Below are 23150 nucleotides of genomic sequence, written 5' to 3'. Positions count from 1 at the left end.
GTGCAGTAAAATGTAAGCTTATAATTCAATGCCGTATCTTGAGAATAATCGATTCCTAGAAAATTCATCTCCTTTTTTCGCAGCTTTACTATACCAATATGTCGCCTTTTCTTCGTTAGCTTTAATGCCTTGGCCTAATTCATAAAGTGCAGCCAAGTTACGTTGTGCTACAGTATAGCCTTTTTCAGCAGCTAAATTATAAAAATAAAAGGCTTTATTATAATCTTTTTTAATTCCTTTTTTTCCTAAATCGTAAATTTCACCGACTATGTTTGCTGCTACCATATGATTATTGTTTGCGGCTTTTTCTAAGACAGGCAAAGCAACTACAGGATCATTAGCGTATTGAATGCTTATTAACCCTAAAATAAATTGGAATTGAGGATGATCATATTCCCGTTTTTTAATCTCATTTACAAGTTCAACATCCAAATCAAGCCACATTTCTTCTGAAATCGACCCTATATTTTTATACCCTTCAGTCATATGGAAAAAATTAGCATCGAAATCTCGAAATTGGTAGAGTAAATCAAATGCTTTTGAAACATCTTCATCAAGTAATTGTATAATATGAGAATAAGTAAACGGTGTAACAATATATTCTCTATCTGTTTGAATAAATAGCTTGCATCTTACATCACCTGACATGGAATTGAAATATGCATAAAGCGGAAGAAGTTCATCTGCCTGCATACAAAGTACTTCATTATCAATTAAACAAAGGCCTGAGGTAATTTCACTATAATCATCAATCATGTTATAGTCAGTGATTGGCGAGATGATTTTACAAATAACTTCACCGGTTTTTGGAAAATAAGTATTGGTAATACTAAGGTACCCCAAAAATATTTTACTCCGCTTTTTCAGTCGTGCTTCTTCAACAGCATTATCTAGTAGAAACAGTTGAACTTCATAGATACGATCATTATATTCGGTGTATACTTGACATGTTTTCTGTTCAAATAGACTGTGAACATCTTTTGTATCCGTATATAAAGGTAATTCGAAATCATCCTCATCATCTAGTTCGCTTAATTCAAATTCTGGAACGTAACAAAAACATGAAATATCGTCAATGTTATCAACATAGTTCTCACTAAAATAAGGAATAAAAAATTTATTCTTATTTTGTAGGCCCTTGCTTAAATCGGCTAATTCAATAGAGCCAATTTCAAATAATTCATTTGACTGAAGATTTTTTGTTACGTGTAATTTGGTATCTGTTATCTCGCTTTCTAGTACGCTGCACAATTCCGAAAACATTTGTTTCGCTACGGGTTCCATATCAAAGCCGTCGTGTACAGCTTTGTTACCAATCAAACGAATGCCGCTAAATAATTGATACAGCTTGAAATCTATCAATTGCTTTTGGAGCAAAATATCCAGCATTTGAACAAAGGTAAGATCCGATGATGAAGGCATTTTATTTTTTACTATCTGTGCTGTAAAATGCTCTGCAAATTGTCTCATTTGAATTATGGCATAATTTGTATTGCTAGTTAGGTTATTATCGATGGAAACGAACCATTCATCTATAGCTAATTGACCTACATAGCGACTATAACTTGTAAGCAACAAATTCCCTCCAACCCCCACATACATATTTGTATAACCTTATAAACATTTTATATTCTACTTAACGTACATGCCAAGTGAATAAGTAGTTTAATTATTTATAATGTTTGGTAATCTATAATAATAAACGTAATGGGAGGGTGCTTTTATGAGACTTCAAAATAAGGTAGCAATCGTAACAGGAGCCGCTTCGGGAATTGGGAAAGCCATTGCTGTTCTTTATGCAAAAGAAGGAGCGAAGGTCGTCGTCTCAGATATTAATATAGACGCTGCGAATTCAACCGTCGAAGAAATCAAATCCAACGGCGGAGAAGCAATGGCGATGAGGACCAATGTTGCAAAAGAGGAAGATATACAGAATTTAATTGATACCGCTGTTAACACGTACGGCACGTTGGATATTCTAGTTAACAATGCAGGAATTATGGATAATTTTGAAGCGGCCGGCGATATCAAGGATGAAGACTGGGAACGAATTTTTGCTGTTAATACTACAGGTGTTATGCGTGCTACACGTAAAGCATTGTCCGTATTCTTAGAGAGGAAAAATGGGATAATTATTAATGTTGCCTCCGTGGGAGGATTATACGGGGCTCGTGCAGGTGCAACGTATACTGCCTCTAAGCATGCGGTTATTGGGTTCACAAAAAACACAGCATTTATGTATGCGAAAGAAGGCATTCGCTGCAATGTGATTGCGCCGGGAGGAGTGGAGACAAATATCAGTACCACGATGACGAATATTAATGAATTCGGTATGGGACGCATACAACCGGGAATAAGCACCAACCCACGTACAGGCCAGTCAGAAGAAATCGCAGGCGTTGCCCTGTTCCTTGCTTCAGACGAATCAAGCTTTGTTAACGGAACAATCATAACAGCAGATTCGGGTTGGACTGCATATTAATTCATAGCACCAAAATAAAAAGGGGGCTGCCCAATATTATGGGTTAGCCCCTTATCCTGTTTCCTTATCAAAACCGGGCATTAGAACCAAAATGTAAATAAGGTGATATCCGCCTAACACTTGTCTACACCTAGACCCATAGAATGTAACTATGTCTAGTGGAAAAAGGAGGAGAAACTATGGGTTTCGGTTTTGGTGAAGACGTTATTGGTATCGTGTTGGTGCTTTTTATCCTTCTTGTGATTATCGCATGTGCATGTGACAATTAATGGTCGAAGCCGGGCGTCTCATCGTCCGGCTTTTTTTCTGTCAGCAGTCGTTTTAATTTTGCTTCAGTAGATGATTCCTCTACAGGAGTATACACGCTACATCGCAAATCCATCGCCCCTTGGACTTGCAGGGAAGTTAAATTAAACAGCATTTTTCCCACTTTGGCGTGCCGGAATTCAATGAAAACCTCTGGAGCCATGCTTACTTGGCTCTCTTGCCACAAAGACTGAAATTCCGGATGAAGATGAGTCATTTCTTCAAGAAACTGATTATACCATGTATCTCCTACATATTGGCCGTAATAAGCACGGAAGATAGCAAGAAATCCCTTAATGAAATGTTCCCAATTAACGGCTAATGACCGCAGTTCTTTTCTTGTAAAGAGTAAACGAATTAAGTTTCGTTGTTCATTTGGAATTTGTTCGAAATCCAAAAAAACATGTGCGGCAGCTCGGTTCCAGCCGACGATATGGAAGTGTCGATCAGTAATCAATGTCGGACAATAGTTAAGTTCTGACAAAATTTTTCCTAAGGACGGAGGGATTTTTGTTTCCAATGTTTCTGGTTGGGAAGCATTTGAATTGGCTTCTAAGGCAAGGTCATATAGATATTTGCGTTCATCATTATTTAACTGCAGGGCGGTTGCAATAGCATCTAATACCGATGTAGAAACGTTAATATCACGCCCTTGCTCTAGCCATGTGTACCAAGTGGTGCTTACGCCTGCTATTTGAGCGACTTCCTCCCTTCGCAAGCCGGGTGTCCGCCGCCGGGTTCCTGTTGGTAGTCCAACAGATTGAGGTTGAATGTTAGCTCGCTTTGATTTTAGAAAGGTGGACAGAGCGTCAAGTCTGTTTTGATTATTCAACGTTTCCATGCCCCCTCATCATACGAATGATCATAGTAGTAATTATACTAGGATAAACAACAACTTGTAATAGGATAAGTAGCATGTGAAAATATAACAAAATATTCAAGGGGAGGGATCAAGCTTGGAGCGTGTAGTGATTACAGGAATGGGAGTCGTCTCACCACTGGGCAATGAAGTAGCAATGTTATGGGAAAATTTGGTTAATGGTAGGTCAGGTCTTTCTTTTATTGATACATTTGATGTAAGCGGGCATAAAACAAAAATTGCTGGACTCGTCCGTGATTTTCATGCCGAGGAACTTCTAGGACGCAGGGATGCAAAGCGTATGGATAGATTTTGCCAATTTGCCTTAGCTGCAGCCGAGCAAGCATGGATCGATTCGAACCTAGATATGGATCAAGTCGATCCGACACGTCTGGGTGTCTATGTTGGCTCCGGCATAGGAGGAATTGAAACATTCATTAAAAATGTGGATCTGCTTCGGGAGAGAGGAGCGGGCCGGGTAAGTCCTTCGTTAGTATCCGCAATGATTTCGAATGCGGCTGCAGCGCAAATTAGCATGAAATGGGGCGCGATGGGTCCTTCGATGTCGCCTGTTTCTGCTTGTGCAATCGGCAATACAGCGATTGGCGAAGCGTCCAGACTTATTCGATTCGGGGGAGCGGATGTTGTCTTTGCGGGCGGCACGGAGGCTTCGATAACCGACTTGTCTTTGGCCAGCTTTGGGAATGCTACAGCTTTATCTACAAGGAATGATTGTCCGGCTAAAGCAAGTCGTCCGTTTGATGAGAATCGGGATGGATTTGTCATGTCGGAAGGCGCAGGCATTCTCCTTCTCGAATCGTTGTCTCACGCATTACGAAGAAACGCACGAATTTATGCTGAGGTTATTGGCTATGGTGCAAGCTCAGACGCGCATCATATGGTATCTCCGCATCCGGAAGGTAAAGGCGCATACCATGCTATGAAAATGGCGTTACAAGATGCTCAGATTTCTTTGGAACAAGTCAATATCATTAGTGCTCATGCGACCAGTACGGAAGCCGGTGACATATCGGAAACCATAGCCATTAAAAAATTATTCGGAGCGCAAGCATATAACATCCCTATAACAGCGAATAAGTCTATGACCGGCCACATGTTGGGTGCAGCGGGTGGGGTAGAAGCCATTGCGCTGGCAAAATGCCTGCAGGAAGGAACGATACCTCCTACAATCAATCTAGAACATGCGGACCCGCTATGTGATTTAGATTATGTACCTAATACTGCCCGTCAGGCAAATGTAGAGATAGGGTTATCCAATTCATTTGGTTTTGGCGGTCACAATGCGGTAATCATTTTAAAAAAGTATGAGTAATGTGTAGTATTACAAGCAGTTATGTTCTACGGGAATTGGTAGATAAAGGTTGCGTATATGGCGGATAAAAGAAAAATAGTGAATACCTATTCCATTGTGCACTAATTTTTTGTATCCTAATGTATGTCGAAAAGGCAAACTCATTGAAAGATGAGGACGCAAAACCACGGGCCTACTGTATAAAAAGCTACGGCAGCCGGGTTACCGAAAGGAGAAAAAAATGAAGCGGAAGTATTCACGTGAGTTTAAGTGCAAGGTCGTACAGCAGGTATTGGAATGTAATAAGCCTGGCAGCATAGCCAGACAGCATCGAATCAACAGTATTATGATTTTTCGGTGGATGAATGAATATAAGCAAGGAAAATATGATAGTGAATCTGTATAAAATGGGGCTGTCTAAAAAGCCAAGCATGTTGATGTAACAGCATGCTTGGCTTTTCCGTCTATATCATTGCCTCCTTTGTTAATGACCAAAATGAGCAAAAAAAAATCCGGCACGGGGCCGGTACAGAAAAGAAAATATTGGGGGGTTCTTGTTAATAAGTTACCACAATTGGTAATTATTTCATCTAGGCAAATAAGTGGAACTTATACAAAGCCGCCTTAAACGGATAAGTAGGAACATAAGCGTATATTATTTTTGATTTACTTTACGATTGCATTCCCTGTAATCTGTCTGGTTAGTTTTATCACCTGCTATTGATTTCCTTATATGTAAGCAGTAGGGTTTAGGTGTGACTATATTGTGACTTCTTCATGACAAAAGAACCTTTCCGTGGGTACATGTAATCGGTAAAATAGATTTACAAGTTAGAAAAAATATAAATGACCTTACGAGAGGCACACCTTACTAACAATAAAGGTCAGGTAAAAAACAAATACCTAATCAAAATACTTGAGAAAAAGGCAAACCTGACTGAAAAGCAGGGACGCAAAGTTCCAGGTCTACGGTATAGCACTATGACGGCTGAACTACCTCTTAAGAATTTGCGGGGGGCGAAGATGGTTAGGAAGCAGAACGAACTTGATCAAGAGTGGGTGTCTCTTATGCTGATTGCACGTGAGTTAGGAATTACCCCGGAAGAAATAAGAAGTTTTTTAAAAAGCGAAAGTAACGCTATACACCAAGTGGTGCTAGAGTCTAAAGAGATGACATACCATTCATATAGGATAAGATGAGAACCTTCTGTCTATAGGGCAGAGGTTTTTTTGTTTATGAGCAGACACAAGCGTATGAGGGGTATTCTCAAAAGTAGCACTTATATAGTATGATCCAATACAAGCAGTAGCAATATGCCCCAGCATCGCTTTATTTGCCAAATAGACTGAAAGAAAGGGCGGAACCTGTATGGCTGTTACACTGCGTATTTGCCATAAGTGTGCGGATGACGTAAAAAAGCTGAAGAAAAAGCTCAGCAAAATAGAACCGAAAGCAAAAATCTGCGTGGGATGTCAGTCGATGTGCAAGCTTGGCAAAAAGAAGGAATTTGTTATCCTCGGTAAAGATGAAATGGTAACAGGAAAGACGACGAAGAAGGTTGTTAAAAAGGTAGGAAAGCTGCTTGCTCGATAAAGTTTGTTTCCGATTGCTCCATTACTAGAAAATATAATTTATTTTTTCTAAATTTCAGTATACACAATAGGAATAAATTGGTTGATAGCGAATATGTGAATAAGAGGATGGAGGTAATGGATGCAATGAGACCACGCAGAAGAAATACAAAAGCATTTACAAATATGGCCTGGGCAGCATTTATTTTGTCGTTTGCAGCGATGTTCATCGGGATTTACACATTAGATGCCCCGCTTCCGGTGAAAGGATATTACATCGTATCAGCGCTTTTCTTAACCATGAGTTCTTTTGTACTGCAGAAGACGATTCGGGATAATCAAGAAGATGATGAAAGGTACGCTGACGAGTTTAACAAAGAATAAGTTGATGCCGCAAAAAAGGATCGCAAAACTTCTAAGGTATACGGAAGTTTTACGATCCTTTTCATTTGGAGATGAAAGGGGTTGCTACATGGCGAGATAGTTCTTTAATGCTTGCTGCAACGTTCCTTTCATTTCTGCTCTGTCTTTGAATGATATGCCTTCGTTAATCATTTTTCTTACAACTTCAGGGCGTAATCCTGTAATGATAGTACTGCATCCCATCATTGAAATCCCATCAAAAATTCGTAATAGATGGTGGGCTACCTCCATTTCCATCTGAAGGACGCCAGACAAGTCCATGATTAACGTTTGAATATGTAAGTTACCAATCTCCATTAATACTTTTTCTTCTATGATTTTGGCTCGATACGCATCAATTTCTCCAATCAAAGGCAAGATACATATAGATGGGGAGATTGGTATAATAGGAACAGAGAGATTATGAACTAATTTCTTTTGCGATTCAATTAATTTATCCTTGTATGCTGAATAGCTAATGAAAAAGTTGTTAAGAAATTGATCAACTAATTCATTGATTCTTTTCTCCATTGCATAAAATTCTTCGCGTGTAACATGCTTGCCTTGGATATGATCGTAATGGTATAGAAAATTCCATAACGTTCTTCGGATCGCTTGTACCCATTCTAATTTGAATTCCAATGTTAATGAGTACTTCGCCCATAAGATTCCTTCCTGCTTGGCGAAAGCAATAAGCTCCTGCTCCCGATTTTCCACAACATACAAGACAAGCCGATGAGCATTTAGTAAAAGGTTGATGTTACCGATTAAGTGGATTTCTTTGATTTTTTCTCGCACATTAACGGCTTCCGCTAATAGCATGTCCTCAAATATTTGTTTATTTTGTGACAGAAATTCTTTCATTTCCTGTCCTTCCTTAAAGACTAAATCCAATACCATCACTCCCATCTATGTTGAGTAGTATTTTAAAAAAGTACGGTATTTCTCGGTGATTAGGTTAATTATAAAGGTGGTTTTTGGAGCTGATATCCGTTATAGAGTACCCACTTTATGAAAGTCTGAAACAGCAAAATGTGTATATAAAAAAACAATGGTTACTGGCTTGTATTATTGTTTGTTATATCATAATATTTGTTCAATATAATAAATTAAAATGAAAGGAGAGTATATGAGCTCTATTCACGTAACAATTGGAAATAACCTAGAGAAAATCAGAAAAAAAAGAGGACTAAGCCTCGATAAAGTTGCCGAATTAACCGGGGTTAGTAAAGGGATGCTGTATCAGATTGAACGGGGGGATTCCCAGCCGACTGTCACGACGCTGTGGAAAATTGCTACAGGTCTTCATCTTTCCTTCTCCTCTTTGATAAAGAGTGAGGAGAGTAGTGTCTGCGTCGTTTCACGGAGTACAATCTCACCGGTAACGGAAGACGATGGAAAGTGTAGAGCGTATTTGTTGTTTCCGTTTGATCCCGAAACCAGACTAGAGATTTACAGCATCGTATTGGATCCCGGTGGAAGCTATCTCTCATCTCCTCACAATGAAGGCGTATATGAATATATTACAGTTATCACAGGGGATTTTACAGTAAAGATAAAGGATGAAATTTTTCATTTACCTGAGGGTGATGCGATACGATTTGCGGGCAATATTCCGCACATGTATATAAATGAAACCGATCAGGATACAGTCATACAAGTTACCATGTATTATGCGGAGGAGTGAATGTTTATGGAGAAACTAAAAGGGAGTGCGCAAAAAGTGCAAACGCAGCTTGCGGAATTAGGTTACACAAATCAAGTGGTGGAGTTGCCGGAAAGCACCCGAACGGCTCAAGAAGCAGCGGAAGCGATCGGCTGTGACGTGGCTCAAATTGCGAAGTCTATTATTTTTCGTATGAAGGATTCGGATAAGCCCTTGCTTGTCGTTGCCAGTGGAGTAAATCGTATCAATGAAAAGCAGCTGGCGAAACAGCTCAATGAAAAACTGGGAAAAGCGGATGCTGACTTTGTGCGAAATCGTACAGGGTTTGTCATTGGTGGCGTTGCGCCGCTAGGGCACACCGAATCAATTGTGACACTGATCGACGAAGATCTGTTTAACTATGATGTGATATGGGCCGCTGCAGGCCATCCTAAAGCCGTATTTCAGCTTACACCAGAAGAATTGGCGCAGATGACAAAGGGACAGGTGGCTACTGTCAAATAAAAGCGCTATAGTATAGCAAAACCCGAATAACGGACGATTGTACCCATGTCCGTTATTCGGGCTTTGGTTCAGTGTTTTTGGCTTGTTTATACTAATTCTTATTTTCCGCGACATGCTTTGATTCTCCTATTGTCCATGGCAGCGGCTCCTCCATTTGGGGTTGGATAGTAGGCCATATCTGCTCGAACCCTAGGATTCTCAGCGCCTCCCATACCCGGCACATTTATAATATTTTTAGAAAATTGAACGTAAATAATCGTACGCGTTTAGTGAAGAAATGGGCGTAGGGAGGCTAAATGAAGTAGGAATATGAAAGTAAAAGACAAGAAGATATCCGAGTTAGCAGCCGACCTGGCTATCAGGTCGGCTGTTTGCTTGTTCTAGCAAACGTATATGTTTTTCTTACATCTACCATAATGAAGAATAAGAATATGAGTACGCGGATAGAGAGGAGGGAGAGTGGTGGGTTTTTTACAGAATTGGCGGCTGCGTGGTAAAAAATCACTTGCCACACAGCGACAGGCAGACGAGATCTTACAGAGCACAATTAGTCCATCTCTTGCTACCAATCTTCAAACCATACGAATGCTATTCAGTAATATTCCTGAGTTAACGATTCGTAACGTATCGGTAAAAAAAGGGTCGCCAATGGCTCTTTTATACATGGATGGTCTTGTAGACAAAAATATTATTAATACAGATATTCTTCGACCGCTTTTACAGCAGGAGACAGATGAAGTAGATGTCCTATCCTCGGTTGTATCGGTAGGAAAGATCGAGCAGGTACAGAATTGGTCTGCCATTGAGCAGGCTCTTTTGAATGGAAAAAGTATAGTCTTTATCGATGCTAAAACATCCGCCTATGCATTTCATACACAGGGGTGGCCGCAGCGAGCGATACAGGAGCCGCAGGTTGAATCCTCTATTAAGAGCGCTCATCAAGGATTTACTGAAGTTGCCAATCAAAATATTGCGATGATACGCCGCTATATTCCAAGTCGAGAGTTGAAAGCCAAAGAGGTCATGGTAGGAGAGAGGGGGAGTATACAGTTATCTCTTCTGTATTTGGCTGATGTTGTTAACCAGGATGCACTTACAGAAGTAGAGATAAGGCTTAAGCAGCTTAGCGTGGATACAGTCCTTAATACAGGTGAGCTGGAAGGATTAATTGAAGATCATACGTATACACCATTTCCTCAATTTATTTTAACGGAGCGTCCTGATACAACTGCCTCCCATCTTCTTCAGGGGCGAGTTGCTGTCATTGTAGATCGTTCGCCAGGTGCGCTTATTGGCCCGATGACGTTTTCTTCTTTTTTTCAAACCGTGGATGATTATAATGTTCGCTGGCTTACCTCTTCCTTTGTCCGAATCTTACGCTTTGTCGGCTGCTTTATTGCTATTTTTGCACCATCCATTTATATCGCGATGATTTCATTTCATTATGAAGTTATTCCTCTGCAATTGATTCTTTCCATCGCTCAGTCAAGAGAACAGGTTCCACTGCCCCCGCTTATTGAAGCGCTTATTATGGAGCTGATTCTTGAAATGCTTCGGGAAGCGGGGGTTAGGCTCCCGTCACCTATTGGACAAACGATTGGGGTGGTGGGAGGAATCGTAATTGGACAGGCGGCTGTCCAAGCGGGGATTGTGAGTAATATCATGGTCATTGTTGTAGCGATTACTGCGATTTCTTCTTACATTATTCCGAACTTAGAGATGTCAGCAGGCATTCGCCTTATCCGCTTTCCGATGATGCTGCTTGCTTCTGCATTCGGTATGGTCGGGATTGTGTGTGGGATGAGTCTTCTTGTGATTCATATCCTCTCCATCTCCTCTCTTGGCGTACCGTACGGCAGCCCGATTTCACCGTTACGTTTCTCGGATATGAAGGATACATTTATTCGCTTGCCCATATGGATGATGAAAAAACGCCCATTGTCTGTTCGCCCAAATCAGGTCGATCGCCAAGGAAAGCGAAGAAAAAAGTAGGGAGAGTCAATACATATGATTGTAAAGAAAGAGATTTCGTTATTACAGTATATTCTTGTGATTAATGGCGTACAGGTAGGGACAAGTATTTTGTCTCTTCCTGCGATTTTGGCTAAAGATGCGGGAACAGACGGTTGGATCTCCATTATTATCGGCTGGGTAATTACCACCATCATCAGCTTAGCGGTGGTTTATCTTATCGCCAAACATCCGGGGGAGTCGATGCTGCAGCTATTAATACGCTATCTTGGCACCTGGCTGGGCAAATCAGTCATGGTGTTCTGGATTGTATATTTACTATTGTCTGCTGTCACTATTCTTTTGATGTCGGTATTCATTATTCAAGAATGGATTTTACCGAAGACGCCTTTCTACTTTCTTATGATTTTATTTGTTGTGAACATATATTTTATCATGCGAGGCGGCGTGCAGCTCATCGCCCGATATGCTTTGTTTGTCTTCTTCTTTACGCTCTGGCTGCCGCTTTTACTGCTTATTCCGCTTAAAGATAGTGAATGGATTTATCTGCTCCCTGTACTAAAAGAAGGGTGGCTGCCTGTTCTTTATACGGTCAGAACAACGATCCTTGCTTTTGTCGGGTTTGAGTTGGCCTTTCATTTTTATCCGTATTTAAAAAACAAGCAGCACGCAGCAAAAGGAATTGTGATTGCGAATACGATTACGCTTTTGGTATATCTTCAGATTACATTAAGCTGCTTTGTTTATTTTAGTCCAGATGAAATTACGCGGTCTCTCTGGCCCACGTTGACACTCGTTAAGCCGATTGAGTTTCCTTTTCTTGAACGCTTGGAAATTATCTTCCTTTCCTTTTATATCTTTGTTTTTTTAACCTCGATCGTTCCCTATACCTTTTTTGCACTCACCAATATTTCTGAACTGTTTAATAAGAGAGGGTGGCAGCTACCGTACTTTTTCCTTCTGCTTCTTGTTGTTCTTTCTTTTTTTTATAGTCCTTCTTATGCGGAGATTATGCTGCTGAAGAAATGGATGGCTGAAGTCGGGTATCTTGCAGCTTATGTTTTTCCTGTTGCTCTTTTCACTTATGTGGCATTGTATACGCGCTGGAGAGGAAGAGAGACGAATGAGAATGCGAATTAGATGGTCCGCTATCTGTATTCTTCTACTTCTGATGGCGGGCTGCGACCGGCTTGACGTAGAAAAGACGACACTTTCCTTAGTGTATGGCTATGATGTGGCTGAAAAGGATAAGATGTTTATCTATCAACTTAGCCCTGTTTTCAATAAAGATGCAAAAAAGAAATTCGAAGTATATGGAGCAAAAGTAAATACAACGCGACAGGCGAGAGAAGTGTTCAACAGTGTAAGCAATGGGGAAATTGTGAATGGAAAAATCCAAGTTCTTTTGTTCGGTGAACAACTCCTTAGGAAAACAGGAATTATGACCCGCCTTGATGTTATATACCGCGACCCTAAAAACACAGGAAATATGCGCGTGGTTGCGGTAAAAGGAAGGGTCTCTTCCATCGTGAATAGTGAATTTCCTGATAAGCCGATTCTTCCCACATACATTACTCACTCTATTGATGTAGCAAGAGCTAAAAATGAAACAGCATTTGCTACCGTGCAGAGCCTTCATATCTTGCTGCTTGATAAGGGAAGTACTCCCGCTATTACAGAGATGAAGGCGGATAAGAAGGGAATTGTTGTTACCGGTTCAGCGCTGTTAGACAATAAGGGTATATATAAAATGTCATTAAATCGCCGGGAAAGCATCCTTCTTCATATCTTGCAGAAGAAGGAGGAGGCACCAGTTACGTTAACCATGCAGTTACCTTCTCTATCAATCAAAAGTAAAAACACTGTGATGAATAAAAAGGGTGCTGAATTTGTCACAGTAAACATCAATAAAATTAAACGTACGATTTCCACCCATTATAAGAAGGGACGTTTTTACTTTGATATCGCTATGCGTCTCGACCTTTCTCTAGGGGAGCGAACATTTGATGTGAATATGGAGAAGAATCAAGAGCAGTTAACAGAAATAATCAGGAGTCAGATAGAAAAAGAACTGAATACTATCGTTAAAAGGGTGCAAAAACATCAGCTTGATCCTTTTAACTTTGGTTGGTATGCAAGAGCATATCAATATGAGCATTGGAAGAAGATAGACAATCGTTGGCCTCATGAGTTTGCAAAGGCAGAGGTGACGATAACACCAACAGTAAAAATTAAGTCGTATGGTGTTGTGGAATAAAAAAAGTATTTGATCGTGGTAATCAAATACTTTTTATAGAGGTATTTTCGATTTTATAATGTAAATCTATTTACAATTTCATTAAGTTCTTGTGCTGCGTGTGCCGTTTTGCTGGAACGATGCGAGACTTCTTCTACGGATGCTGTTGTTTCTTCAGCGGCAGCCGATACTTCCTGCGAATTGGCGGCCATATTCTCGATGGATGCGGCGAGTTGATTCACTAAGTGAACAATCTTCTCAGACGTAGCTGCTTCCTCATTCGTAAGAAGTGAGATGCCCTGTATTTCTTCAACGGTATTCTGAACAGCATGAAGGATTTGTTCGAGTGCCGAATGGGTAGCGAGAACAGTCTGTTCGCCTTCTGTGACGCTATGGCGGCTCTCCTGTATGGAATCGACCGTTTTATTGATGCTGTCTGTGATTTTTTGGACAAGCTTCTCCACTTCGGCAACTTCCTGGTTAGATTGCTCGGCTAATTTCCGCACCTCATTAGCTACGACCGCAAATCCTTTGCCGTGCTCTCCTGCACGTGCCGCCTCAATGGATGCATTTAATGCCAGCAGGTTGGTTTGTGCAGCGATTCCAGCAATAGTTTCTGTGATTTTCTGGATTTCGTCCGTGTACATATTTAGTTCTTTGATTGTTTGTTCCGTATCAAGTGCTGCGGCTTTGATGCCGTTCATTCTCTCTGTAATCTCATGCAGTCGTGCCTGTCCCTGCTCGGCCGCGGCAAGTGTTCTTTGTGAATTTTGCGCACTATCATTCGCCTTTTCCTTAGCGGATCGGATCAACTCAGCCAGTTGTAAAAGAGCTTCCGCAGCTTCAGCGGCGCCTTCTGTACTGCCTGATGTATCGGCTGCTACCTCTTCGATATTTCGTGAGACTTGCTGGAGTGCCGTATTCATTTCATCTAGTGAAGTAGACGTAGACTCGGTGTTATGTGCTAGGTGCTCAGATGTACTTTTGAGCGTAGAAATAATATCGCGCAGATTATGTGTCATAACGTTCAATGTTTGTGCCAGGTCTCCAACCTCGTCTTTGCTGCTGACTTTTGTATCAGCGACATCCAAATGACCGTCGGCGATTTTTTTCGCCTGTTCAATCAGAGTAGAGATAGGCTTTGTCTTTCGTCTGATAAGCAGAATCGTAATGATGCAGGCGATAATAATAGGGATGGAGCCGAGTAGGAGTCCATCTTTTACGACAGACCAAGTGCGCTCTGTCAGAATATCCGCATTAAAGTCAATGACGCTAATGGCGATGATTTCTTTTGTAGGGTCATGGTCTTTAAAAATCGGTGCATAGCCGGATAGTCTTTCCATGCCGCCGTATTCGTAGATTTCGGAATATGTCGGGTGTTTCATATTTTTAAGCATGGCAATTGCTTCAGTATCCATATAGAACGAATCGCCTACGGTAAAGCCCTTTTCTTTTAAGTGATTATCTAAGGCGAGAAGCTTGCCATTCAGATCCATAATATATTGCGTCTCAAAAATAGCCTTGTGATCGGTTGTCCAATTGAGATTATTCCCTACCAATGCAGAGGTTTTTTTATCACCCTGCAGCATGTTATCGATGTCTTTTGGACTGATTAGACCAGTGGTTATGTTGGCGCAGCCATAGGCTTCAATGCCTGCTGCTTCATATATCTTGTCATATGCTGTTTTATACATGGCGATCGATGTGATACACAGAGACGCGAGAATCATAATGACGATGATGATTCCCAACTGCCAGGTTAACGTTCTTTTCAATTCACACACCCCTCGGTTGTTTCAGTCTTTGTTGTGAAAAGAGAACTGTAATTCAATCTTTTCAAGGTAGTAATCTTAGTATCTATTGTAAAAAAATAACCCTTTTAGCAGTGTGATACAAGTCACAAATCGGGAAAGAAAAGACGTTTTTATGAAGATTTTAAAAGCTCTCTTCCAAATTGCAACATCAAGCCGGTATAAGCGTCCAAGCGAACATGTCAGCAGGAGAAAATAAAGAAGACGGGAGCGCGAAGCTGCCCGTCTTCTTTGTTTTTATATGGTAGGTTGCTTTGCTAGGAAGTCATCGGCGGTCTCGATTACAGCATAGAAGCCGCTTAATGCAGTCATGAATGCATGATGGACGTCGGTAGCCGGAATGGTACGCCCCTGTCTGGATAAAGCAGGGGATGTGCAGGCATCTTCAATAACCGTGCAGCGAAAGCCGTAATCGGAGGCGGCGCGGGTTGTCGCGTCAATGCACATATGACTCATCATGCCGCAAATAATAAGGTTTTCAATTCCTAATTCCTGTAGACGAGTAAGCAGCGAAGTATGAAGGAAGCTGTTCGGGTAATTTTTTTCGATGATTGTTTCATTGGGCAGCGGTGCCACTGTCTCGTGAATAGAAGCACCTTCTGTACCGGGTATGAAGAAGGTTGCGCCGGGTTGAACGGATAGATGCCTAATATGGAAGAGAGGAAGCTGATGGTCACGGAAGAAGTCAAGTACCCTACGTGCATTTTCAGCAGTCCTATGTGTTTCATAGAGTTCCATGCGTCCGTTCGGAAAATAATCATTTTGAATATCGACAAGCAGCAGTGCGGTTTTTTCCATTGCGATACCCCTCCTACAGAATTTTTATGTTATAACTAGAGTATAGTGACAAGAGCAGAATGAAGGAATACGCTCGCGAAACGTTTTGCTACGATATCATTTCATGGTGAAAGGATTGGCATATGCTTGATAAAGCGGATCTGCAAATTTTGACGTTGCTGCGTAAAAACGCGCGTATGAAGTGGAAGGAAATCGGCGAGCAGGTACATCTAACGGGACAGGCGGTCGGGAACCGTATTCGACGCTTGGAAGATGCGGGGATTATTGAACAATATACGATTGCAGTCAATGAAGCAAAGCTTGGCCCGATGATGACGGCCTTTATCACCGTGCTTATGAAGACCTCAGACCACAGAGCCTTTCAAAGATTCGTTCAGGAAGAAGAGGCCATTGATGAAGCGCATCGTATTAGTGGAGACGGTTGCTATCTGCTGCGAACGCATGTACCTTCGCTAGACGAGTTGGATGCGCTGCTAGATCGGGTATTGGCGCATGGCAACTATCGGCTCCATCTCTCCGTCGGCAGAATAAAAGCTCTGAACGAGTAAAGCATCACGAAGGAAAAATTGAAAAATAAAGTTATAAAAAAATAAAGTATTGACTGAATATAGTTAATATATAGTATAATTGACCTTGCAAGTGATAGTTATTCAATTTTATACTGACTGTTTATGTCTGTCCTCGTTCTTGCCAGAACAGAGCCCACAGGCAATGAAGCCAGTCGTGCTCCGTATACAGAGTGTCTTTGTGCCGGAGTTCGTGCTGGCTTTTTATGTGTTACTCAAATAAAGGAGGGAGTGTATGCTTACTTCGCCGTCAAATCAAGAAGGTACGGTTCCCTGCCCGAAGCCATATGAACTCGGGGCGCTAGAAGGCGTGAAGGTAATCGACCTGACAAGGGTGTTGGCTGGTCCCTACTGCACAATGATCTTGGGTGATCTTGGAGCAGATGTGATTAAGATTGAAGCACCCGGCGGAAGCGATGAGACGAGAGACTGGGGTCCGCCTAACATCGGGGGTGAAAGCGCTTACTATTTGTGTGCGAATCGCAACAAGCGGGCGATGACGCTGAATTTAAAGGACCCGAAGGCGCAGGATATTCTGCGAGATCTCGTGCGGGATGCGGATGTAGTCATTAATAACTTTAAGACGGGTACAATGGAGCGGTTTGGGCTTGGATATGACTCTCTAGCCGAGGTGAACCCGCGTCTGATTTATGCATCCATCAGTGGATTTGGACAGACAGGCCCGTATAAGGATATGCCAGGTTATGATTATATTGTACAGGCGATGGGCGGCATGATGAGCATTACAGGCAGTGAAGAGAGCGGGCCGATGAAGGTGGGTGTGGCCATTGCCGATGTAGCGACTGGTCTGTATGCAGCCATCGGTATTTTGGCTGCGCTGCGTGAGAGAGAGAGTTCCGGCAAAGGACAAATGATTGATTTAGCGTTGTTCGATTCGCAGATCTCACTTCTGGTTAATGTGGCAAGTAACTATCTCGTCTCCGGTAAAGTACCGAAGCGGTATGGCAATCAGCATCCCAACATCGTACCGTATCAGACGTTTGCGGCATCGGATATGGAGATGGTGGTAGCAGTGGGCAATGATCAGCAGTTTCATCGATTATGTAAGCTGCTTGGACGTGAAGAGTGGAGTGAGGATGCTCGCTTTATGACCAACTCGATGCGGCTTGCTAATCGTGAAGTATTGTGTGAGCTTTTGGGCAATGAGTTTGCCAAGCGCCCGGCAGCAGAGTGGCTCTGTGAACTTACGGATGCAGGCATTCCGAATGCTCCGATCCATACGATGGAACAGTTGTTTCAAGATCCGCAGGTGGAAGCGCGCGAGATGAAGATTGAGGCACCGCATCCGACCGCAGGTAGTGTTCCAATGGTTGGCAGCCCACTGAAGTTTTCACGTACACCTGTATCGGTACGGCACCATCCGCCGCTTGCGGGTGAGCATACAAAAGAAATCCTTTTGGAGCATGGCTTTAATGAGGAACAAATCCATGAATGGCTTGATAATCACATTATTTAATAAAGGAGCGGGTAAATATGATGAATTTTAGCATGACGGAAGAACAAGAAGCGGTTCGTAAAATGGTACGAAGCTTTGTTGATAAGGAGATTCTTCCATACATTCAGGAATGGGATGAGAAGGGACACTTTGAACGGAATATTATGACCCGTCTTGCGGACCTTGATTTAATGGGTGTGTGCATACCGGAAGAGTACGGCGGCAGCGGCATGGATTATAATGTGCTGGCTATTGTATGTGAAGAACTTGAGCGTGGTGACACCGCGTTCCGTACGGCCGTATCCGTACATACGGGGCTTAATAGTATGACGCTTTTACAATGGGGAAATGAAGAACAGAAGCAGAAGTATCTCGTCCCGCAGGCAAAAGGAGAAAAGATTGGCGCGTTTGGCTTAACGGAGCCGAATGCAGGGTCGGATGTAGCGGCAATGCAGACGACCGCTGTTCGCGATGGTGATGAATATGTCCTGAATGGGCAGAAAACGTGGATTTCTTTATGCGATGTTGCGGATCATTTCCTTGTGTTTGCCTATACAGACAAAGCGAAAAAGCATAAAGGCATTAGCTGCTTTATCGTTGAGCGTACATTTGAAGGATTTTCTTCCAAAGCAATCAAAGGCAAGTTAGGCATTCGCGCAGGTAACACAGGAGAGATTTTCTTCGATAATGTACGCGTACCTGCAGCGAATCTGGTAGGTGAGGAGGGAGAAGGATTTAAGATTGCCATGGCGGCGCTTGATAATGGCCGATTTACTGTGGCGGCTGGTGCGTGCGGACTGATTCAGGCATGCTTAGAGCAGAGCTTAAAATACTGCCATGAGCGCAGCACATTCGGTAAGGAAATCGGTAAGCATCAATTGGTGCAGCAAATGATTGCCAAAATGGTCGATGGATTGGAAACGTCCCGCCTGCTGGTATACCGTGCCGGTTGGCTGAAGAATGAAGGAAAGCGTAATACGCGTGAGACATCACTGGCTAAGTGGCATGCATGCGACGCCGCGTTTGATGCGGCGTGCGATGCGGTACAGATTCACGGTGCGTATGGTTATTCCAACGAATACCCAGTCGAGCGATTCATGCGTAATGCCAAAGCTCCGGTCATTTATGAAGGCACACGTGAGATTCATACGGTGATGCAGGCAGAGTATGCGCTCGGCTACCGTGAGGACAAGACGCTGCGCCGCATGCTGCCGGCTTGGCCGTTCAGCGAAGAGACAATAGAAGTGTAGGTTCAATCATTATACAACGATAGCTATGTAAGATATTCGGCAGCGGCTGCAAGGCGCTGCCTTTTTTCTTTGCGCAGACGCAGTGCTTGCTCCATGGTGACGGCCGAGAATCGTACCCTTGTCTGTGGTCGGCATTGATTTAGCGCATCAAGATCAGAGCTAATAACAGCCCCGATCGTAGTGAATCCTCCGCCGGAAGTAGCATCATTCAAAAGAATAATCAGCTCTTTTGGGTTTGGAACTGTGATGACGCCAATCGGGTACGCAAGGTCAATGACCGGAGTGGGCTCTCCCTTAGCATTTAGTGCTGATTCGGCTGTGGAAAGCGGCTTTCCGTCCAAACGGTAGGCAACCCGGTCTGATTCGGTACGGATTCTCCATTCACCATCAAGGAAGGTACGTACTCCTTCATCGCTAATCCGATGAATGGCAAGTCCTAATGTCGCATGCAGTTCGATATCCTGTGGAAAAGAAGGGCGCATCGATTCCGGAATGCTTCTGCCTACGTGCTTGAATGCGCCGGGTAGCGGCTCACTGATGGCGAATTCCCCTCCCTTCTCTAGCATATAGCCGCACTCGGTCTTGTGATTGATAATATAAGTGGATCGGCTATGTAAAAATTCTTGTGTTTGAATACCTCCGGAGATACAGAGGTATGTACATACGCCTTCTATCGCAAAACGAAATGATAGAACATCTCCGGCCTGTACTTCAAGACACTCCCACATTGGCACCGCGTCTCCATTAATGAAGCAGTCTGCTGCTGCACCGGTAATAGCAATCAATGTTCGTTTTGTGAAGAGAAGGATTGGACCAAGCAGGCGAATCTCAAGGCCCGCACAATGGGCGGGATTCCCAATTAATAAGTTCCCCAGTTGAAAGGAATACCGGTCGGCCGCACCGCTCGGCGGTACGCCGAGATGATAGAATCCATCTCTTCCAAGGTCTTGTACCGTTGTATAAATTCCCGGCTGTATCACTTGCACCATATCATCAAAACCCCTTCATAATAGAATCGATATATGCGTTGTGCTCCTTTGCATATTGAATAGGTGAGAAGTCGATGGCTTTGGTACGGTAACGGTAAAGGCCATTTTCTACCTCGGAAAGAATCGCATAATACTCATGTTCCTTAATTGGACGATGTACCCATATATCGCCCGGTCGTGCCAGAAACATCGAATCTTTGAATTCGGGCAGTTTCTGTTCCGGCTGATAGACCGGTACAGGGGTGATACCGATTAATTGATAGCTCCCTGAGCTTTGTACAGGATATACGACAGTGAATGGCCCCCCTATACTAACGGCCTGGCGTGGTGTCTCAGTACGAGGGCTTTTGTATTTGGGTATATCTGCAAGTTCGCTTATGTGACGACCGAGTGGAAATTCCCATGCTGTGCCTAGAATGAATCCGACCATGGTCAACAAGTACGGTCTGTGTGTATGTGCATGAATGAATTCGTTCTCGTCTGAGAATCCGTATGCTCTCATAACAAGTTCAAAATCAGAGAGATACGGATTGTCGTTGCGCTCTTGGAAGCGCCGAGAATACTCTCTTGTAATCGGATCGTTGTACCAGGTTGGAATCTCCACAATACGTGAAGAGAGATTGAGCGCTTCCGGTCGACTTTTATTAATATCAATCTCTTTTACGTAGTTCATCAAATCATAAGGTGATAGCATATCAGGATTATACCGGATAAGGTAAGATGCATTAGCAGGGCAAATATCAATCACGCCTGGTATGCGCCTGGCATGCAGCTCTCGTGTCACTGCGAGTGCCTTAAAGGCAGCGTTTACGCTCATCTCACGTGCAATCTCGGCATAAATATACTCATCACCAACAAAGGAAAAACGCGTTTCTGCTAAGGCCAGCATGAACATCCCCCCCTTATTTAGTCTAATCTTCGTTTGATTTTTCTGCTCATGGTTGCTTCGCTAATGTCAAGCGCGCGGGCAGCTTCCGCAGCGGTCCGGTATTTTGTCAGTGCGAGGCTGAGCAGTTGGGTCTCTACCTGCTCCATCGCATCTTTGAGCGGCATAATGTTCTTAATAGCAATCTCCGAGGGTACCTCAGTCTCTTCACTCTCCGCCTCACCGTATAGGGCGGAGAGAACATCTTGGTCTTCAATGAAATCATGCGGCGTAATCACAACGAGCCGCTCCAACACATTTTGCAGTTCGCGGATATTGCCTGGCCACTCGTAATGTTCAAGAATTTCGATGGCCTTGCGTGCAAGCTGTTTTTCCTTACCGTATTTTTGGTTGTATCGTGCAAGAAAATGAAGGGAGAGCGGTACGATATCGGCCCGCCGTCTGCGCAGCGGAGGAAGATGAATCGGGATCACATGTAGACGATAATATAGGTCTTCGCGGAAGGTCTTCTCTTGAACCATCCGGCGCAAGTCTTTATTGGTCGCAGCAATCACTCGTACATCGATAGGGATTGTATGTGTGCCGCCGATGCGCCGTACTTCTCTCTCCTGCAATACGCGCAGCAGTTTTACCTGAAGGCTTGGTGGAAGCTCCCCGACTTCATCGAGAAAGATGGTCCCCGTGTGTGCCAACTCAAAAAGGCCGGGCTTTCCGTTACGATCCGCGCCGGTAAAAGCGCCTGATTCATAGCCGAAGAACTCACTCTCCATCAGGTTTTCTGGGATAGCGCCGCAGTTTACACGTACGAAAGGATGCGATTGGCGCGGACTGTGTGAATGGATTGTTTGAGCGAAGACTTCCTTTCCGACCCCGGAATCACCGCATAACAATACGGTTGAATCCACTTTGGCGATGCGTTTGGCCTGCTCAATGATTTCTTCCATGATTTTTGAACTGTAAATTAATTGTTTATTTTCAATGTCGGTTTTGTTATTGGCAGGTTGCGGCTGGATCTGATATTCGCTCAGGTCGGTAATGTCGCGTAAGACAATGACAATTTTCTCTATTTTTTTATCTTTGAACACAGGAACCGCGACCGCCCAAAGCTTTCTGCCGCGCGGGGTTTCCTGTACGCTGGTAACTTTCTGCTTTTGCTTGCGGCAGCGTTTTACAATATCAGCCGGAAAAATCCCTTCCCTCTCTAAGCTGAATATGGAGACACCGATGATATCTTTTGGCTCCTGCGTCAACCAGATATCTGGAGTAAAAACTCCGGATAGCCGCAGGATGGTGCCGGCTTCATCTACTACGACCAGTTGTTCATTTGAGGACGTAGATAATGCTTGTAAATCTTCATTTAGATTGCGTACGAATTCCAATTCTTTCACAGACGCTTCGAGCTGCTTGCGCGGATAGAATAAATGAACAATGCCTGATACCCGCTCCTCTTCATAAAGGGGAGAGAAGTTGCCGATAATGGCTTTGGAATTAAAGGAGCTGGCTATGCTGACCAACGGCTTGCCTTCAAGTACGCATTCTAAATCTTCGGGCGTGTAAAGAAGCGTCTTGTAATTCCGGTACAAAAGCACATTGTGCGGTATGCCGAAGATCTCCGCAGCCTTTTCATTAATGAAGGTAATGCGAAACTCGTGATCCGTTGTCACAATGCCGATGCCAGCACTGGCAAAAATCTTCCGCATCTGGGTGAGGTGAAGCGCATGAACAGCATGACGTACCGCTTCCATAGTAGAGCAGCCGACAAGTTCATCCTGTTCATTTTTGCCAAGAACGAAAAAAACATTATGATAGAATTCGACAGGCTCCGTATCACGTACCATAAGCATATTGGTTTCGTAACGTATGGGATGTGTGGCTTTAGTAGAGCATAGGAGTTGTTCAAGTAACGAGTGGGAGTCGATATAGCCGACAATCTCGTTTTCGTCTAGTACAAGCAAAATATCAGAGTCTGATTGCTGCATTATACGGGCCGCCTGATCCGGCGTGCACGCTGCGGGAACCGAGCGAGGAATCGAGTGAAGAAAATCCCGCCATATCATCGCACATCGCCTCCTATTTCATAAAAA

At 43.2% G+C, this 23150-nt stretch carries 22 protein-coding genes and 2 riboswitches; of the genes, 14 read left to right on the top strand and 8 right to left on the bottom strand.

Going from position 1 to position 23150, the window contains the following annotated elements; genetic code table 11:
• Window positions 1-18: 18 nt before the first annotated feature.
• Entirely contained in the window at window positions 19-1575 is a 1557-nt protein-coding gene (locus AB3351_RS14375) for a tetratricopeptide repeat protein (protein ID WP_371147832.1), read from the bottom strand.
• Window positions 1576-1723: 148 nt separating this feature from the next.
• On the opposite strand from AB3351_RS14375, the gene AB3351_RS14370 reads away from it, so the two are divergent.
• Entirely contained in the window at window positions 1724-2482 is a 759-nt protein-coding gene (locus tag AB3351_RS14370; RefSeq protein ID WP_371147831.1) for an SDR family oxidoreductase, read from the top strand.
• Window positions 2483-2747: 265 nt separating this feature from the next.
• On the opposite strand, the gene AB3351_RS14365 is transcribed toward AB3351_RS14370, so the two are convergent.
• Window positions 2748-3620: a helix-turn-helix transcriptional regulator gene (locus tag AB3351_RS14365; RefSeq protein WP_371147830.1), complete on the bottom strand. Its 873-nt coding sequence runs from the start codon at window positions 3618-3620 to the stop codon at window positions 2748-2750.
• Window positions 3621-3744: 124 nt separating this feature from the next.
• Here AB3351_RS14365 and fabF point away from each other — a divergent pair, with 124 nt between their 5' ends.
• The 5 genes from fabF (at window position 3745) to AB3351_RS14340 (ending at window position 6915) form a co-directional block, all read left to right on the top strand.
• Complete coding sequence (gene fabF, locus AB3351_RS14360) at window positions 3745-4980, top strand: beta-ketoacyl-ACP synthase II (RefSeq protein ID WP_371147829.1); 1236 nt, start codon at window positions 3745-3747, stop codon at window positions 4978-4980.
• 123 nt (window positions 4981-5103) lie between these two features.
• Window positions 5104-5189, top strand: a riboswitch (cyclic di-GMP riboswitch).
• Between the two features lie 11 nt (window positions 5190-5200).
• Window positions 5201-5365 (top strand): transposase, encoded by a 165-nt coding sequence (locus AB3351_RS14355; RefSeq protein ID WP_371147828.1) that lies wholly within the window; start codon window positions 5201-5203, stop codon window positions 5363-5365.
• Between the two features lie 510 nt (window positions 5366-5875).
• A riboswitch (cyclic di-GMP riboswitch) is annotated at window positions 5876-5960 on the top strand.
• Window positions 5941-6159, top strand: coding sequence for an anti-repressor SinI family protein (locus tag AB3351_RS14350; RefSeq protein WP_371147827.1), 219 nt, complete (start codon window positions 5941-5943; stop codon window positions 6157-6159). (Overlaps the previous riboswitch by 20 nt.)
• A 169-nt stretch (window positions 6160-6328) precedes the next feature.
• Entirely contained in the window at window positions 6329-6553 is a 225-nt protein-coding gene (locus tag AB3351_RS14345; protein WP_371147826.1) for a hypothetical protein, read from the top strand.
• A 125-nt stretch (window positions 6554-6678) separates the two neighbouring features.
• Window positions 6679-6915: a YiaA/YiaB family inner membrane protein gene (locus tag AB3351_RS14340; RefSeq protein ID WP_371147957.1), complete on the top strand. Its 237-nt coding sequence runs from the start codon at window positions 6679-6681 to the stop codon at window positions 6913-6915.
• 84 nt (window positions 6916-6999) lie between these two features.
• Here AB3351_RS14340 and AB3351_RS14335 read toward each other — a convergent pair whose 3' ends face one another.
• The gene (locus AB3351_RS14335; RefSeq protein ID WP_371147825.1) at window positions 7000-7827 is read right to left on the bottom strand and encodes an STAS domain-containing protein; all 828 of its coding nucleotides are present in this window, start codon (window positions 7825-7827) and stop codon (window positions 7000-7002) included.
• Between the two features lie 235 nt (window positions 7828-8062).
• Here AB3351_RS14335 and AB3351_RS14330 point away from each other — a divergent pair, with 235 nt between their 5' ends.
• From AB3351_RS14330 to AB3351_RS14310, 5 genes are all read left to right on the top strand, one after another.
• Window positions 8063-8620, top strand: coding sequence for a helix-turn-helix domain-containing protein (locus AB3351_RS14330; RefSeq protein ID WP_371147824.1), 558 nt, complete (start codon window positions 8063-8065; stop codon window positions 8618-8620).
• A 6-nt stretch (window positions 8621-8626) separates the two neighbouring features.
• Window positions 8627-9103 carry a YbaK/EbsC family protein gene (locus tag AB3351_RS14325; protein WP_371147823.1) on the top strand — a complete coding sequence of 159 codons (477 nt, stop codon included), beginning with the start codon at window positions 8627-8629 and terminating at the stop codon, window positions 9101-9103.
• Window positions 9104-9565: 462 nt separating this feature from the next.
• Window positions 9566-11095 carry a spore germination protein gene (locus tag AB3351_RS14320; RefSeq protein WP_371147822.1) on the top strand — a complete coding sequence of 510 codons (1530 nt, stop codon included), beginning with the start codon at window positions 9566-9568 and terminating at the stop codon, window positions 11093-11095.
• 15 nt (window positions 11096-11110) lie between these two features.
• Window positions 11111-12214 carry a GerAB/ArcD/ProY family transporter gene (locus tag AB3351_RS14315; protein ID WP_371147821.1) on the top strand — a complete coding sequence of 368 codons (1104 nt, stop codon included), beginning with the start codon at window positions 11111-11113 and terminating at the stop codon, window positions 12212-12214.
• On the top strand, window positions 12198-13331 hold the full coding sequence (locus AB3351_RS14310; protein ID WP_371147820.1) for a Ger(x)C family spore germination protein: 1134 nt from the start codon (window positions 12198-12200) through the stop codon (window positions 13329-13331). The genes AB3351_RS14315 and AB3351_RS14310 overlap by 17 nt, the downstream gene beginning before the upstream one ends.
• A 53-nt stretch (window positions 13332-13384) precedes the next feature.
• Here AB3351_RS14310 and AB3351_RS14305 read toward each other — a convergent pair whose 3' ends face one another.
• Window positions 13385-15094, bottom strand: a complete 1710-nt coding sequence (locus tag AB3351_RS14305) for a methyl-accepting chemotaxis protein (protein ID WP_371147819.1) — start codon at window positions 15092-15094, stop codon at window positions 13385-13387.
• 264 nt (window positions 15095-15358) lie between these two features.
• Entirely contained in the window at window positions 15359-15919 is a 561-nt protein-coding gene (locus AB3351_RS14300) for a cysteine hydrolase family protein (protein WP_371147818.1), read from the bottom strand.
• A gap of 122 nt (window positions 15920-16041) precedes the next feature.
• On the opposite strand from AB3351_RS14300, the gene AB3351_RS14295 reads away from it, so the two are divergent.
• The 3 genes from AB3351_RS14295 to AB3351_RS14285 all read left to right on the top strand — a co-directional run bounded on the left by AB3351_RS14295 (window position 16042) and on the right by AB3351_RS14285 (window position 19191).
• Entirely contained in the window at window positions 16042-16467 is a 426-nt protein-coding gene (locus AB3351_RS14295; RefSeq protein WP_371147817.1) for an Lrp/AsnC family transcriptional regulator, read from the top strand.
• Between the two features lie 253 nt (window positions 16468-16720).
• Window positions 16721-17962, top strand: a complete 1242-nt coding sequence (locus AB3351_RS14290; RefSeq protein WP_371147816.1) for a CaiB/BaiF CoA transferase family protein — start codon at window positions 16721-16723, stop codon at window positions 17960-17962.
• A 20-nt stretch (window positions 17963-17982) separates the two neighbouring features.
• Window positions 17983-19191, top strand: coding sequence for an acyl-CoA dehydrogenase family protein (locus AB3351_RS14285; protein ID WP_371147956.1), 1209 nt, complete (start codon window positions 17983-17985; stop codon window positions 19189-19191).
• 23 nt (window positions 19192-19214) lie between these two features.
• Here AB3351_RS14285 and AB3351_RS14280 read toward each other — a convergent pair whose 3' ends face one another.
• The 3 genes from AB3351_RS14280 to AB3351_RS14270 are packed head-to-tail and all read right to left on the bottom strand — an operon-like array spanning window position 19215 to window position 23123.
• Window positions 19215-20180, bottom strand: a complete 966-nt coding sequence (locus AB3351_RS14280; protein WP_371147815.1) for a 5-oxoprolinase subunit C family protein — start codon at window positions 20178-20180, stop codon at window positions 19215-19217.
• 4 nt (window positions 20181-20184) lie between these two features.
• On the bottom strand, window positions 20185-21069 hold the full coding sequence (locus tag AB3351_RS14275; RefSeq protein ID WP_371147814.1) for a 5-oxoprolinase subunit B family protein: 885 nt from the start codon (window positions 21067-21069) through the stop codon (window positions 20185-20187).
• Window positions 21070-21086: 17 nt separating this feature from the next.
• Window positions 21087-23123 carry a sigma 54-interacting transcriptional regulator gene (locus tag AB3351_RS14270; RefSeq protein WP_371147813.1) on the bottom strand — a complete coding sequence of 679 codons (2037 nt, stop codon included), beginning with the start codon at window positions 23121-23123 and terminating at the stop codon, window positions 21087-21089.
• Window positions 23124-23150 lie beyond the last annotated feature (27 nt).

The sequence above is a fragment of the Aneurinibacillus sp. REN35 genome, from assembly GCF_041379945.2.
GTDB lineage: Bacteria > Bacillota > Bacilli > Aneurinibacillales > Aneurinibacillaceae > Aneurinibacillus.
The sequence above is the reverse complement of the archived record's forward strand: the minus strand, read 5'-3'. Positions and strand labels throughout refer to the sequence as shown.